This window comes from Streptomyces sp. NPDC014907, from assembly GCF_055562975.1.
The window spans coordinates 351,627-365,818 of sequence record NZ_JBVHEG010000005.1; the positions used below are offsets into that span (position 1 = coordinate 351,627).

At 74.4% G+C, this 14,192-nt stretch carries 14 protein-coding genes; 9 read left to right on the forward strand and 5 right to left on the reverse strand.

Annotated features, from left to right (window positions below; all coding sequences use genetic code 11):
* Positions 1–126: 126 nt before the first annotated feature.
* The 3 genes from ACZ3IL_RS16775 to ACZ3IL_RS16785 all read right to left on the reverse strand — a co-directional run bounded on the left by ACZ3IL_RS16775 (position 127) and on the right by ACZ3IL_RS16785 (position 3,285).
* Positions 127–876 (reverse strand): gamma-glutamyl-gamma-aminobutyrate hydrolase family protein, encoded by a 750-nt coding sequence (locus ACZ3IL_RS16775; RefSeq protein ID WP_467391016.1) that lies wholly within the window; start codon positions 874–876, stop codon positions 127–129.
* 28 nt (positions 877–904) lie between these two features.
* Positions 905–2,374 (reverse strand): ethanolamine permease, encoded by a 1,470-nt coding sequence (eat, locus tag ACZ3IL_RS16780; RefSeq protein ID WP_467391018.1) that lies wholly within the window; start codon positions 2,372–2,374, stop codon positions 905–907.
* A gap of 182 nt (positions 2,375–2,556) precedes the next feature.
* Positions 2,557–3,285 (reverse strand): FadR/GntR family transcriptional regulator, encoded by a 729-nt coding sequence (locus ACZ3IL_RS16785; protein WP_467391020.1) that lies wholly within the window; start codon positions 3,283–3,285, stop codon positions 2,557–2,559.
* A gap of 89 nt (positions 3,286–3,374) precedes the next feature.
* Between ACZ3IL_RS16785 and ACZ3IL_RS16790 the strand changes: the two genes are divergently transcribed.
* Genes ACZ3IL_RS16790 through ACZ3IL_RS16800 form a run of 3 tightly spaced genes read left to right on the forward strand, consistent with a single transcriptional unit; the run spans position 3,375 to position 6,903 of the window.
* Entirely contained in the window at positions 3,375–4,739 is a 1,365-nt protein-coding gene (locus ACZ3IL_RS16790) for a glutamine synthetase family protein (protein WP_467391022.1), read from the forward strand.
* A gap of 8 nt (positions 4,740–4,747) precedes the next feature.
* On the forward strand, positions 4,748–6,112 hold the full coding sequence (locus ACZ3IL_RS16795) for an aldehyde dehydrogenase family protein (RefSeq protein ID WP_467391024.1): 1,365 nt from the start codon (positions 4,748–4,750) through the stop codon (positions 6,110–6,112).
* The gene (locus ACZ3IL_RS16800; protein WP_467391026.1) at positions 6,109–6,903 is read left to right on the forward strand and encodes a 3-oxoacyl-ACP reductase; all 795 of its coding nucleotides are present in this window, start codon (positions 6,109–6,111) and stop codon (positions 6,901–6,903) included. Before ACZ3IL_RS16795 ends, ACZ3IL_RS16800 begins: the two co-directional genes overlap by 4 nt.
* A gap of 121 nt (positions 6,904–7,024) precedes the next feature.
* On the opposite strand, the gene ACZ3IL_RS16805 is transcribed toward ACZ3IL_RS16800, so the two are convergent.
* Positions 7,025–8,227: an amino acid deaminase/aldolase gene (locus ACZ3IL_RS16805; RefSeq protein ID WP_467391028.1), complete on the reverse strand. Its 1,203-nt coding sequence runs from the start codon at positions 8,225–8,227 to the stop codon at positions 7,025–7,027.
* A gap of 613 nt (positions 8,228–8,840) precedes the next feature.
* Here ACZ3IL_RS16805 and ACZ3IL_RS16810 point away from each other — a divergent pair.
* The 3 genes from ACZ3IL_RS16810 to ACZ3IL_RS16820 all read left to right on the forward strand — a co-directional run bounded on the left by ACZ3IL_RS16810 (position 8,841) and on the right by ACZ3IL_RS16820 (position 11,785).
* The gene (locus ACZ3IL_RS16810; RefSeq protein WP_467391030.1) at positions 8,841–9,737 is read left to right on the forward strand and encodes a hypothetical protein; all 897 of its coding nucleotides are present in this window, start codon (positions 8,841–8,843) and stop codon (positions 9,735–9,737) included.
* Positions 9,734–10,915, forward strand: a complete 1,182-nt coding sequence (gene mycP, locus ACZ3IL_RS16815) for a type VII secretion-associated serine protease mycosin (protein ID WP_467391032.1) — start codon at positions 9,734–9,736, stop codon at positions 10,913–10,915. Before ACZ3IL_RS16810 ends, mycP begins: the two co-directional genes overlap by 4 nt.
* Before the next feature lie 138 nt (positions 10,916–11,053).
* Positions 11,054–11,785 carry an SseB family protein gene (locus ACZ3IL_RS16820; RefSeq protein WP_467391034.1) on the forward strand — a complete coding sequence of 244 codons (732 nt, stop codon included), beginning with the start codon at positions 11,054–11,056 and terminating at the stop codon, positions 11,783–11,785.
* A gap of 150 nt (positions 11,786–11,935) precedes the next feature.
* Here ACZ3IL_RS16820 and ACZ3IL_RS16825 read toward each other — a convergent pair whose 3' ends face one another.
* Entirely contained in the window at positions 11,936–12,304 is a 369-nt protein-coding gene (locus ACZ3IL_RS16825; protein ID WP_467391036.1) for a DUF1844 domain-containing protein, read from the reverse strand.
* A gap of 354 nt (positions 12,305–12,658) precedes the next feature.
* Between ACZ3IL_RS16825 and infC the strand changes: the two genes are divergently transcribed.
* The 3 genes from infC (at position 12,659) to rplT (ending at position 14,133) form a co-directional block, all read left to right on the forward strand.
* Entirely contained in the window at positions 12,659–13,321 is a 663-nt protein-coding gene (gene infC, locus ACZ3IL_RS16830) for a translation initiation factor IF-3 (protein WP_467391343.1), read from the forward strand.
* 123 nt (positions 13,322–13,444) lie between these two features.
* Positions 13,445–13,639 (forward strand): 50S ribosomal protein L35, encoded by a 195-nt coding sequence (gene rpmI / locus ACZ3IL_RS16835; RefSeq protein ID WP_015032399.1) that lies wholly within the window; start codon positions 13,445–13,447, stop codon positions 13,637–13,639.
* A 107-nt stretch (positions 13,640–13,746) separates the two neighbouring features.
* Positions 13,747–14,133 carry a 50S ribosomal protein L20 gene (rplT, locus tag ACZ3IL_RS16840; RefSeq protein ID WP_467391038.1) on the forward strand — a complete coding sequence of 129 codons (387 nt, stop codon included), beginning with the start codon at positions 13,747–13,749 and terminating at the stop codon, positions 14,131–14,133.
* Positions 14,134–14,192 lie beyond the last annotated feature (59 nt).

The following is a 14,192-nucleotide window of genomic DNA, read 5'->3' on the forward strand; positions in this document are numbered from 1 at the left end:
GCCGCCCTCCGCGCGCCCGGCGCGCCGCGGGCCCGTACCGCCCGTCCGGCCCCTCCTCGGACGCGTACCGCCCGCCCCTTCAGGCGCGTACTGCCGCCCGGCCCGTACCGCCCGCCCGGCCTCCCCTCAAACGCGCACCGCCTGCCCGGCCTCCTCTCGGACGCGTACCGTCCGCCCGGCCTCCCCTCGGGCGCGCACCGCCGCCGCGGCCTCGACGAGCCCCCGCATCACCCGGGGGTCCTCGCCCATCTCCGGGTGCCACTGCACGCCGAGGGCCCAGGCCGGGGCGGCCAGCTCCACCGCCTCCACCGTGCCGTCCTCCGCGTGGGCCGAGGCCGTGAGCCCCGTGCCCAGCCGGTCCACGGCCTGGTGGTGGTAGGTCGGCACCTCGGCGGGCTCCGGCACCAGGGAGGCGTAGAGGGTGCCCGGCACCGGTTCGACCGCGTGCCGGCCGATCACCCCGACCGCCTCCACGTGCCCGTCCAGGTGCTGGACGAGGGTCCCGCCGAGCGCCACGTTCAGGAGCTGCATCCCCCGGCAGATGCCGAGGAGCGGGGTGCCGGAGGCGAGCGCCGCGTCGATCAGGGCCAGTTCCCAGGAGTCCCGGACGCGCGCCGGCGGCCCCGTGCGGGGGTCGCGCCCGGCCCCGTACCGCGCGGGCTCGACGTCCGCGCCGCCCGCGACGACCAGGCCGTCGAGCCGGTCCACGACCGCCGCCGCGGCGGCCGGCCCGTCCGGCGGCAGCATCACCGCAAGCCCGCCGCTCTCCCGGACGAGCCGGGGGTACGGGGCGGGGAGCAGCGCGGCCTCCATGTCCCACACCCCCCAGCGGGCCCGGTCCAGATAGGTGGTCACGCCGATGAGCGGTGCGGACACGGAAACTCCTCCGGGGAAGGTCGGGACGTCAGTCGCGTTCGAGCTCGGCCTCGGCCGCGGCGAGCGCCGCGAACTCCTCCTCGGGCGCCCTGGCCACCAGGCGGTGCCGACTGTAGAACGCGAAGTGGGCCAGGGCGATCACGTACACCCCGAGCGCCGCGAACGCGGCCGTCCGGTCCACCAGGAAGGTCGCGACCAGGGCCGAGAGGGCCAGGACGAGGGCCACCGACGAGGTCACGGTCCCGCCGGGCGTGCGGTACGGCCGGTGCAGCCCCGGCTCGCGGCGGCGCAGCACGATGTGGGAGAGCGCCATCAGGGCGTACGAGATGGTGGCGCCGAAGACCGCGATGTTCAGCATCCGGGCCCCGTCGCCCGTCCCGACGGCGAGGGCGAAGCCGATCGCGCCCGGGACGAGCAGCCCCAGGTAGGGCGACTTGCGGCGGCTGGTCAGGGAGAGGAAGCGGGGCAGGTAGCCCGCCCGGGAGAGGGCGAAGAGCTGACGCGAACCGGCGTAGATCAGGGAGAAGAAGGAGGCCACCAGGCCGGCGAGGCCCGCGTAGTTCACGAACCGGCTGAGCGCCGTCGGCTCCCCGTCGCCCTGGAGCGCCACGACCAGCGGGTTCCCGGCCTCCTGGACGGCCGCCGCGCCGCGCGCGCCGGTGGCGGCCAGGAACGTCATGACGGCGAGCATCACCAGGACGCCCAGGGAGGTCGCCAGCGCCCTCGGCATCGACCTGACCGGGTCCTTCGCCTCCTCGGCGGCCAGCGGCACCCCCTCGACGCCCAGGAAGAACCACATGCCGAAGGGGAACGCGGCCCAGATCCCGAGCAGACCGAACGGCAGCCAGGAGCTGGACCCGAAGGCCTCGCCGTCCACCGGGATGTCGTTCAGGCCGTCCACGTGGAAGTCGGTGAGGGCACCGGCCGCGAAGACGAGCAGGGCGGCGACCGCGACCGCCGTCACGACCAGGCTGAAGCGCAGCGCCTCGCCCACGCCCCACAGGTGGATGCCGATGAAGAGGGCGAAACAGGCCAGCTGGACCGGCCAGCCGGACTCCAGGCCGAAGAGCCCCAGGGACTCGACGTAGTCGCCGATGAAGAGGGAGATCGCCGCGGGGGCGAGGACGTACTCGATGAGGATCGCGGTGCCGGTGAGGAAACCGCCCCAGGTGCCGAGCGCGCGCCGGGCGAAGCCGTAACCGCCGCCCGCCGTGGGCAGGATGGCGGAGAGTTCGGCGAGCGCGAAGACCAGGCACGCGTACATCGCGCCCATCAGGACGGTGGCGGCGGCGAGGCCGCCGAAGCCGCCCTTCGACAGGCCGATGTTCCAGCCGGAGTAGTCGCCGGAGACCACGTAGGCCACGCCGAGCCCGGTGAGCAGCAGCCAGCCTGCGCTGCCGCGGCGCAGCGCGCGCCGCCGCAGGTAGTCGTCCTCCGCCGGGGCGCCGTCCCCGGAGGTGCCCCCGGGCGTGCTTCCGGACGTGTCTTCGAGCGTCATGGCAGCGTCAGCTCCCCGCAACGGGCCCAATGGATTGAGGCCATACCTTTGCGTCGCCCGCCGGGGGAGCGCAACCCCCGTGCGCCACTTTCGGGCCACGGCCCCGGACCCGCGCGGGCGTCCCCGTCGACGGCGCCCCTCCCCGCCGGGGGCCCTCCGTCAGGACGGCGCGGGCGCCCCTCTCACGCCAGGAACCCCCGCAGCAGCGCCGCCGTCCCCCCGCAGTGCTCCCGCATCACCTCGCGCGCCGCGTCCGCGTCCCCGTCCAGGACCGCCTCCACGAGCGCGGTGTGCTGGTGCTGGGAGTGCTCCAGGTTCCGCACGAGCAGCGGGATGCAGTCGAGCAGGTCGTTCAGCGTCGCCCGGACGCCGGCGTACCGGGCCGTCAGCGTCGGCGAGCCGGAGAGCTCGGCGAGCGTGAGGTGGAGCAGGCTGTCCTGGCGCCGGTAGTCGCCGAGCGGGGCGTCGTGGGTCGCCGCGAGCGCGGAGCGCAGCCGTTCCGCGCCCGCCGCGTCGAGGCCGTGGGCCGCGCACAGCCCGGCCGCCCCCACCTCCAGCACCTCGCGGAAGCGCAGGGTGTCCTCCACGTCGACCGAGGCGATCCGGCGGCGCAGCTCGTCCTCGCCGGCCGTCCGGGTCCGGGGCAGCACGAACGTCCCGCCGTACCGGCCGCGCCTGCTCTCCACGAGCCCCTGCTCCTGGAGCACCTTGAGGACCTCGCGCAGGGTCACCCGGCTGATCCCCATCCGGTCGGCCAGCTCCCGTTCGGCGGGCAGCCGCTCCCCGTCCGGCACCAGCCCGAGCCGTATCACCTGGAGGATCTGCTCCAGGGCCTCCTCGAACCCGTTGCCCGCCCGCACCGGCCGCAGCACGGGCGTCAGCCGGTCCGCCGGTTCACTCGTACTGACCACGTTCCCGTTTCTCCTCCTCCGGCCCTTCCCAATCAAAGGTCCTCCGCAATACCTTATGGCTTCCGGCAGGCCTGAGGAGGAGCAGTCCCGTGGCAGACCGCACACCCCCGCTCGGCGTCGAGGAGCTGCGGGCCCTCGTCGCGAACGGCGAGATCGACACCGTCGTCCTGGCCTTCCCCGACATGCAGGGACGGCTCCAGGGCAAGCGGTTCGCCGCGCCGTTCTTCCTGGACGACGTCCTCGGCCACGGCACCGAGGGCTGCAACTACCTCCTGGCCGTCGACACCGAGATGAACACCGTCGACGGCTACGAGATGTCCTCCTGGGACCGCGGCTACGGCGACTTCGCGATGCACCCCGACCTCACCACCCTCCGCCGCGTCCCCTGGAACGAGGCCACCGCCCTGGTGACCGCCGACCTCGCCTGGGGCGACGGCACCCCCGTCGTCGCGGCGCCCCGCCAGATCCTCCGCCGCCAGCTCGAACGCCTCGCCGAACACGGCCTCACCGCCCACGTGGGCACCGAGCTGGAGTTCATCCTCTTCCAGGACGGCTACGAGCAGGCATGGAACGCCGGCTACCGCGGCCTCACCCCCGCCAACCAGTACAACGTCGACTACTCCGTCCTCGGCACCGGCCGCGTCGAACCCCTCCTGCGCCGCATCCGCAACGAGATGACCGGAGCCGGACTCACCGTCGAGTCCGCCAAGGGCGAGTGCAATCCCGGCCAGCACGAGATCGTCTTCAAGTACGACGAGGCCCTGGTCACCTGCGACCAGCACGCCGTCTACAAGACGGGCGCCAAGGAGATCGCGGCCCAGGAGGGCCGTTCGCTCACCTTCATGGCGAAGTACGACGAGCGCGAGGGCAACTCCTGCCACATCCACCTCTCCCTCCAGAACGCGGACGGGGAGAACGTGATGGCCGGGGACGACGAACACGGCATGTCGGAGACGATGCGCCGCTTCCTCGCCGGACAGCTCGCCGCCCTCCGCGACTTCTCCCTCCTCTACGCGCCCAACATCAACTCCTACAAACGGTTCCAGCCCGGCTCCTTCGCCCCCACCGCCGTCGCCTGGGGCCACGACAACCGCACCTGCGCCCTCCGGGTCGTCGGCCGAGGGCGCTCCACCCGCTTCGAGAACCGCCTCCCCGGCGGCGACGTCAACCCCTACCTCGCCGTCGCCGGCATGATCGCCGCCGGCCTGCACGGCATCGAGCGGCGCCTCGAACTCCCCCCGCCCTGCACCGGGAACGCCTACACCGCCGGGTACGACCGCGTCCCCACCACCCTGCGCGAGGCGGCCGGACTCTGGGAGGCCAGCGAGATCGCCGCGGCCGCCTTCGGCCCCGAGGTCGTCGCCCACTACCGGACCATGGCCCGCGTCGAACTCGACGCCTTCGACGCCGCGGTGACCGACTGGGAACTGCGCCGCTCCTTCGAACGCTTGTGAGGAAAGAGTTGCTCCAGGTACTGAACCCGGCGACCGGGGAAGAGGTCGCCACCGTCCCGGCCGCCACCCCCGCCGACGTCGACGCCGCCGTGGCCCGCGCCGCCGCCGCCCAGCGCGGCTGGGCGGCGGCGGCGCCCGCCGACCGCGCCCGGCTGCTCCGCCGCTTCGCCGCCGTCGTCGACGAGCACGTCGAGGAACTGGCCCGGACCGAGGTCACCGAGGCGGGCCACACCATCGGCAACGCCCGCTGGGAGGCCGGCAACGTCCGCGACCTGCTCGACTTCGCCGCCGGAGGGGTCGAGCGCCTCAACGGGCGCCAGATCCCGGTGGCCGGCGGCCTCGACGTCACCATCCTCGAACCGCTCGGGGTCGTCGGCGTCATCGCGCCCTGGAACTTCCCCATGCCGATCGCCGCCTGGGCCACCGCCCCCGCCCTCGCCGCCGGCAACGCCGTCGTCCTCAAGCCCGCCGAGACCACCCCGCTCACCGCGCTCCGCCTCGCCGAACTCGCCCTGGATGCGGGCCTGCCCGAAGGGCTCTTCCAGGTCCTCCCGGGCACCGGCCCGGTCGCCGGGAACGCCCTGGTCGAACACCCCGGCGTCGCCAAGATCGTCTTCACCGGCTCCACCCGGGTCGGCAAGGCCGTCATGGCCAAGTGCGCCGACCGGGTGAAGCGGGTCACCCTCGAACTCGGCGGGAAGAGCCCCAACATCGTCTTCGCCGACGCGGACGTCGAGGCGGCCGCCGCCGCGGCGCCGATGTCCTTCCTCGACAACAGCGGCCAGGACTGCTGCGCCCGCACCCGCATCCTCGTCCAGCGGACCGCGTACGACCGCTTCCTGGAACTGCTCGCCCCCGCGATCGGGGAGGTCGTCGTCGGAGACCCCTCCGACGAACGCACGCAGATGGGGCCGCTCATCTCCCGTGCCCAGCTCGACCGCGTCCGCGCCTACGTCCCCGACGACCTCGAAGGCATCCGGGGCAAGGCGCCCGGGGGCCCCGGCTTCTGGTTCCCGCCGACCGTCCTCACCGGCCTGCCCGAGGACGCCCCCTGCGCCGTCGAGGAGATCTTCGGACCCGTCGCCGTCGTCCTCCCCTTCGAGGACGAGGCCGACGCGGTCCGCCTCGCCAACGCCACCGAGTACGGGCTGTCCGGCTCGATCTGGACCCGCGACGTCGGCCGTGCCCTGCGGGTCTCGCGCGCCGTCCGCGCCGGCAACCTCTCCGTCAACTCCCACTCCAGCGTCCGCTACTGGACACCGTTCGGCGGCTACCGGCAGTCCGGCCTCGGCCGTGAACTCGGCCCCGACGCCCTGACCGCCTTCACCGAAACCAAGAACGTCTTCCTCAGCACGGAGGCCCGAACCGCATGACCACCGAGGGAACCGAAGAGATCGTCTGCCGCCGCCTGGTCGGCCGCACCGCCGTCATCACCGGGGCCGGCAGCGGCATCGGTCTCGCCACCGCCCGCCGCCTCGCCTCCGAGGGCGCCCGCGTCGTCTGCGGAGACATCGACGAGACCGCCGGCAAGGCCGCCGCCGGGGAGGTCGGGGGCACCTTCGTCCGGGTCGACGTCACCGACCCCGAGCAGGTCGAGGCGCTCTTCAGGACCGCCTTCGAGACCTACGGCTCCGTCGACGTCGCCTTCAACAACGCCGGCATCTCGCCCCCCGACGACGACTCCATCCTGGAGACCGGCCTGGAGGCCTGGAAGCGCGTCCAGGACGTCAACCTCACCTCCGTCTACCTCTGCTGCAAGGCCGCCCTGCCCTACATGCGCCGCCAGGGCAGGGGCTCCATCATCAACACCGCCTCCTTCGTCGCGATCATGGGCGCCGCCACCAGCCAGATCTCCTACACGGCCTCCAAGGGCGGCGTGCTCGCCATGTCCCGCGAGCTGGGCGTCCAGTTCGCCCGCGAGGGCATCCGCGTCAACGCCCTCTGCCCCGGGCCGGTCAACACCCCGCTCCTCCGGGAGCTGTTCGCCAAGGACCCCGAACGGGCCGCCCGCCGCCTCGTCCACATCCCCCTCGGCCGCTTCGCCGAGGCCGAGGAGATCGCCGCCGCCGTCGCCTTCCTCGCGAGCGACGACTCCTCCTTCGTCAACGCCAGCGACTTCCTCGTGGACGGCGGGATCTCGGGCGCGTACGTGACCCCGCTGTAGGCCCCGCCCACGGGAACGGCCGGGCGTCCCGCGACGCCCGGCCGCCCCCGTGTCCGCTTTGGGGGCCCTGAAGGCCCTGGAGGTCCTGGAGGTAGTAGAGGTCCTCAAGGTCCTGGAGGCCCTAGAGGAAGGTCCGGCCCTCGCCCCGGTACGTCGGCACCGTCGCCGTGACCCGGTCGCCCTCGACCAGGCGCAGGCTCTCGAACCGCTCGCACATCTCGCCGGCCTTCGCGTGCCGGAACCACACCTTGTCGCCGATCCGCAGGTCGTCGGCCGGCGAGCCGAGCAGCGGCGTCTGCACCTCGCCCGGCCCCTCCCGTGGGTCGTACCGCAGCCCCTCCGGCAGGTACGGCACGGGCAGCCGGTCGGGCCCCGCCACCCCGGAGGCCGGGTACCCGCCCCCGAGCACCGTCACCACGCCCACGCCCGGCCGGCGCACCACGGGCTGCGCGAAGAGGGCGGCGGGCCGGCCGCTGAAGGACGTGTAGTGGTCGAAGAGGCGCGGCACGAAGAGCCCCGAGCCGGCGGCTATCTCCGTCACTGCGTCCTCGGCGGCGGTGTGCTGCACGCTGCCGGTGCCCCCGCCGTTCACGAACTCCAGGTCCGGTGCCACCGCCCGCACGGCCCGCACCACGGCCGCCCTGCGTTCCGCCAGCTCCCTGCGGGCGGCGGACTGCATCAGCCGGACCGCCCGCGACCGCAGCGGCCGGCCCGCGACCGCGTCCCCGACACCGGCGACGTGCCCCTCGTACGCCATCAGCCCGACCAGCCGGAACCCCGGCCGCCGCACCACCGAGCGGGCCAGCTCCGCCAGCTCCGCGGGCTCCCGCAGCGGGGAACGGCGGGCGCCGATCCGTATCCGGCCGCCCAGCACGCTCAGCGCCGTGTCCATCTCCAGGCAGATCCGGATCCGCTCCGCCCCTCCCGCGCGGGAGGCGTCGATCAGGTCCAGCTGCGCCACGTCGTCCACCATCACGGTCACGGCGGCGGCGAGCCCGGGGTCCCGTGCCAGCTCCCCGAAACCGGCGCGGTCCGCCGACGGGTACGCGAGCAGGACGTCCTCGAAACCGGCACGCGCCAGCCACAGCGACTCGTCGAGCGTGAACGACATGATCCCCGCGAAGCCCTCCCGCGCGAGCACCCGCTCCAGGAGCGCCCGGCACCGCACGGACTTGCTCGCCACCCGTACGGGTTTTCCTCCGGCCCGGCGCACGAGGTCCGCCGCGTTGGCGTCGAAGGCCTCCAGGTCGACGATGGCCACGGGTGCGTCGAGATGAGCGGTGGCCCGGTCGTAGCGGGCCCGATCGGTGGCACGGGGAGTCATGGCCCGAGCTTGCCAGACAGGTTTACGGGTGGGTAGCCCCTGAGTTCCCGCACGGTGGGGAACAGCCCGTAGAGTGGCGGGCATTGTCGACACGAGCGGGGGGACGGGGATGACCGGCGAGCACCGTTCCACACCCTCCCGCATCAGCGAACTCCTCCTCCCGGCCCGCCCGCCGTCGGCCGCCCCCGACGCTCCCGCCGCCTTCCCGGCGTCCGGCGGCCCGGCGGCTCCTGCCCCCGCTTCCCCGGCGGCCGGAGGCCCGGTGGCTCCCGGTGCCGCCTTCCCGGCGCCCGGCAGTCCGGCGGCTCCCGCCCCCACCTCCCCGGCGGCCGGTGGCACCGAACCGCCCGGCGCCGGGACGACCGCCCGTCCGCGCCCGGTCCGGACCTCCGAGGCCCCGCCGGTACCGCAGCGCCCGCCGGCGCTCCCGCCGGGTCCGGTCCCTCCGGCGGCGCCTTCCCCGGGTCCGGTCCCTCCGGCGGCGCCTTCCCCGGGCCCGGTCCCTCCGGCGGCGTCCCCGCAGAGTCCGGTCCGCCCGGCGGCGGGACCGGCCGCCCCGGCACGGCCGGTGCCCGAGCCCGCCGTCCCGGCGCGGCCGGTTCCGCCACGGCCGGTGAGCCCTCCCGCCTTCCCGGCCCCCTCCGTACCGCCGTACGACCACACCGGCCACACCGGCCACGGCTACACCGGCTACACCGATCACGGCCACCCCGCCGCGCCGTACGGGATACCCGTCGGGACCACCACGCGGCCGCGGCCCGTCCGGGGGCGGACCGTCGCGGTCGCCGTCTGCGCCGTGCTCGGGTTCGGGCTCATCGGCGGCGCCCTCGCCGGGGTGTGGCTGGCGGCCGGCGAGTCCGGGAAGCCCGTCGAACCCGCCGGGTACGCCGAGGCCCGGGAGCTCTGGCACGACGCCCCCGTCGACGTCCTCTTCCCCCGCACCCTCGCCGGTCCCGGCGCCGGTCCCGGCTCCGCCGCCCGCACCTGGACCCGGGTCATGGTCGCGCCCGACGCCCCCTGCTCGTCCGCCGTCCTCGCCGGGGGCCTGCTCGCGGCCGTCGAGCCGCTCGGCTGCGAGCGCGTCCTGCGCGCCACGTACACCGACGCCACCGCCAGCAGCGTCATCACCGTCGGCCTCACCTTCACCCGCGCCGACGCCGCCGCGCAGCGCACCCTCGGCCAGCGCCTCGCCGCGCGCCCCGGACAGGACGTCCCCCCGGCCCTCCCCGGCCCCTCCACCGTCGCCGCCGGCTTCGGCGACCGGCAGCGCGCGAGCTGGTGGGTGGGCGCCCCCGCGGACCTCCCCGTCGTCGTCACCGCCGTCTCCGGCTTCGCCGACGGCCGGACCGTCGGCACCCCCCTGCGCGCCGACCTGGCCATGGCCGACGGCCGTACCGACGCCGTCGCCCAGTCCGGCCTCGGCCACGAGGCCAAGGGCATCACGGAGAGCCTGACGCGCCTGCTGCGCACGACCGCCGCCGCGGCGGCGAAGGAGAAGAAGGCCCGGTGACCCCTCCCGCCCGCCGACGGGCGCGCGGCGGCGCGGCCGTCCTGCTCGCCGCCGCCTTCTCCGTCCTGCCCGCCACCACCGCCCCCGCCCACGCCGACACCATCCGGGCCCGGCAGTGGGGCCTGGAAACCCTCCGCACCACCGAGGCCTGGCGCACCACCAGGGGTGAGGGCGTCACCGTCGCCGTCCTCGACACCGGCGTGGACGCCGGCCACCCGGACCTGGAGGGCTCCGTCCTGCCCGGACGCGACCTCATCGGCTTCGGCGCCTCCCGGGGCGACCGCGCCTGGGCCCGGCACGGCACGGCCATGGCCGGGATCATCGCCGGGCACGGCCACGGCCCCGGAGACCGGGACGGGGTCCTCGGCATCGCCCCCGAGGCAGACATCCTTCCCGTACGGGTCATCCTGGAGTCCTCCGACAAGGAACGGGACAAGGCCCGCAAGAGCCGGGGCACCGCCCTCGCCGAAGGCATCCGCTGGGCCGCCGACCACGGCGCCGACGTCATCAACCTCTCCCTCGGCGACGACTCCGAGTCCGCCCACCCCGACGCGGGCGAGGACGCCGCCGTCCAGTACGCCCTGGCCAAGGGGGTCACCGTCGTCGCCTCCGCCGGCAACGGCGGCGAGAAGGGCGACCACATCTCGTACCCCGCCGCCTACCCCGGCGTCATCGCCGTCACGGCCGTCGACCGCTGGGGCTCCCGCGCCCCCTTCTCCACCCGCCGCTGGTACGCGACCGTCAGCGCCCCCGGCGTGGACATCGTCATCGCCGACCCCGACCGCCGCTACTACGAGGGCTGGGGCACCAGCGCCGCCGCCGCGTTCGTCTCCGGGGCCGTCGCCCTCGTCCGGGCGGCCCACCCCGGCCTCACCCCGGCCCAGGTCAAACGGCTGCTCGTCGACACCGCCCGCAACAGGCCGAAGGACGGCCGCAGCGACGACAAGGGGTACGGGACGGTCGACCCGGTCGCGGCGATCGAGGCGGGCGCCCGGCTCAAGGGCGGCGACCCGAAGAACGCCACCACCGGGTACCGGGGCAGCCACTTCGGTCCCGGTCCCGCGGCCCCCGCCGAGGAGGACCGCTCCTTCGGGCTGCTCGCGCCCCTCCTCGGCGGCCTCGGCGCGCTGCTCCTCCTCACCGCCGTGGCGCTCCGGCGCGCCCACCATCCCGGCTGAGGGCTGAGGGCTGAGGGCTGGGGGCTGAGGGCTGAGGGCTGAGGGCTGACGGCCGCCGGTCCGGCCCGCCCCTCCCGCCGCGCCGGGCGGCGGCACCCGGCGGGCCGCGCGCCGCCGCCCGGCGGTTAGGCTCGGGGCGTGGCGCTCAAGAACATCCCGGACCCCGGTTTCTCCGACGACGACGGCACCGCCGACCCGCGGCTCGCCGCGGCCCTCGCGGCCTGGGCGGAGGACAGGACCGCCCACGGGCCGGTCCTCGACGCCCTGCGCGGGGCCCGGCTGCTCGTCCCCGTGGTCGCCGTCCTCGGCGAGGTGGAGACCGACGGGAACGGCCTGCGCCGCGAGAAGACCAGCGACATGGCGGTCCCCACCCTCACGGCCGGCGACCGGCGGGCCCTGCCCGCCTTCACCTCCACCGCCTCGCTGGCCCTCTGGGACCCGGAGGCCCGGCCCGTGGCCGTCCCGCTGCACCAGGCGCTCCAGGCCGTCGCCCACGAGAAGGCGGACACGCTCGTCCTCGATCTCGCGGGCCCCGTGCCGTACCAGGTCACCGGTCCGGCCCTGCTCGCCCTCGCCGAGGGCCGCACCAGCGCCGACCCGCTCGACGACCCCGCCGTACGGGAGGCGGTCCGGGCCGCCGTCGCCGCCGAGCCCGCCGTCCTCCGCGCCCACCTGGGCCCCGGCACCGCCGACGGCACCCTCGCCCTGGTCCTCGCCGGGGACGCCGCCCCGGCGGAGGCCGCCCGGCGGGTGGCGAGCGCCCTGGCCGCCGACGAAACACTGAGGGCCCGCCTGGTGCGGGGCCTCGACCTGGCACTCCTGCCGGCCTCGGCCACGCCTCCGGGCGAGCCCTTCTACACGAAGCGGTGAGGGGGTCCGGCCGCGCGCCGGCCGGGCGGTTCCCCCTCCGGGGGCCGTCCCGCACCCCGTGACGGGTCCCGGCCGTACACCGGGCCCGTGGCCGTTCTCCTCCGGGGGCGCCCCCGTGACGGTTCCTGCCCCGTGCCCCCGCGACGGGTCCTAGCCGTACACCGGGCCCGTGTACTTCTCGCCCGGTCCCTGGCCCGGCTCGTCCGGGACCAGGGAGGCCTCGCGGAAGGCGAGCTGGAGGGACTTCAGGCCGTCCCGCAGGGGCGCGGCGTGGAAGGAGGAGACCTCCGTCGCGCCGGCGTCCAGCAGCCCCGCGAGGGCGTGCACCAGCTTGCGCGCCTCGTCGAGGTCCTTGTGCTTCTCGCCCTCCTCGGTGAGCCCGAGCTTCACGGCGGCGGCGCTCATCAGGTTGACGGCGACGGTCACGATCACCTCGACCGCCGGGACCTCCGCGATGTCACGGGTCATGGCGTCGAAGTCGGGGGAGTCCGGGTTCTCGTTCCGGGGCGTCTCGCTCATGCCCCCTACGATATGCGGCTCCCCGGTTGGTGGAGACCGCCGGGTCCTGCTAACCTTGTGTAACGACCGGCTGGACACCTGTGTGTCCGGCCCACAAGTGGAGGCTCCGTACTCCCACCTGGCCGCCCTCGCGGGCGGCGGGTCACCGGTCAGGTGGCGCCCATCGTTCCGTACGGACGATGGAGCCGCCCGATGTGCGCCCCGTGGCTGACCACGGCGGTGCTCCGGTATTTCCGTGGAGCCCCGCCTGTGTCCCGTCCGGGGCATTTTTCATGTGCCGGCTCGGTTGGTCTCAGAAACAGACGTTGCGCGTCCGTCCGCCAGGCGGTCGCGTGGTGCTACCGAGGAGGATCCATCAGCGCCGAGCCCCGCATCAACGACAGGATTCGCGTTCCCGAGGTGCGACTTGTCGGACCCAGCGGCGAGCAGGTCGGGATTGTTCCGCTTGCCAAGGCCCTGGAGCTCGCACAGGAGTACGACCTCGACCTGGTCGAGGTCGCGGCGAACGCCCGTCCGCCCGTGTGCAAGCTCATGGACTACGGGAAGTTCAAGTACGAGTCGGCCATGAAGGCCCGTGAGGCGCGCAAGAACCAGGCGCACACGGTCATCAAGGAGATGAAGCTCCGGCCGAAGATCGACCCGCACGACTACGACACCAAGAAGGGTCACGTCGTCCGGTTCCTCAAGCAGGGCGACAAGGTCAAGATCACGATCATGTTCCGTGGTCGTGAGCAGTCCCGTCCCGAGCTTGGTTTCCGGCTGCTGCAGCGGCTGGCGTCGGACGTCGAGGAGCTTGGCTTCATCGAGTCCAACCCGAAGCAGGACGGCCGGAACATGATCATGGTTCTCGGCCCGCACAAGAAGAAGACCGAGGCCATGGCCGAGGCGCGTGAGGCCCAGGCCGCACGCAAGGCCGAGCGCCAGGGCGTCGCCCCCGAGGAGACGTCCGAGGCCCCGGCCGAGACTCCGGCCCCCGAGGCTCCGGCCGACGCTCCGGCCGAGACCCCCGAGGCGTGACCCGGCGGGCTGCCACCCAGGCAGCCCCGGGCCCCGCCCGGAACCACCAGACGAAGAACTGACGCTCCCGGATGTCCGGTGCCCGCACCGGGGGAGCGCCACTGACGAGGAGAGAACGGCGCCATGCCGAAGAACAAGACGCACTCCGGTGCCAAGAAGCGCTTCAAGGTCACCGGCTCCGGCAAGATCCTGCGGGAGCGCGCCGGCAAGCGCCACCTGCTCGAGCACAAGTCGTCCAAGCTGACGCGTCGCCTCACCGGCAACGCCGAGATGGCCCCGGGTGACGCCGCCAAGATCAAGAAGATGCTGGGCATCTGATCTGATCTCCCGCCCTCGGCGACGAGGGCATCCGGCCGAGTCCGGGTTCCATCCGTTTTCCGGGTCGTGTGAGGACCACCACGACCCCGCTACAAGGAGTAAAACAAGTGGCACGCGTCAAGCGGGCAGTCAACGCCCACAAGAAGCGCCGGGCGATCCTCGAGCAGGCCTCGGGCTACCGCGGTCAGCGTTCGCGCCTGTACCGCAAGGCCAAGGAGCAGGTCACCCACTCGCTGGTCTACAACTACAACGACCGCAAGAAGCGCAAGGGCGACTTCCGTCAGCTGTGGATCCAGCGCATCAACGCCGCTGCCCGCCTGAACGGCATGACGTACAACCGCCTCATCCAGGGTCTGAAGGCCGCCAACATCGAGGTGGACCGCAAGATCCTCGCCGAGCTGGCCGTCAACGACGCCAACGCGTTCGCCGCGCTGGTCGAGGCCGCGCAGAAGGCCCTCCCGGCCGACGTCAACGCCCCGAAGGCCGCCGCCTGATCTTCCAGGCCGCAGCACCTCCGCCCGGACCCGCAGACGCCCACGCGCCTGCGGGTCCG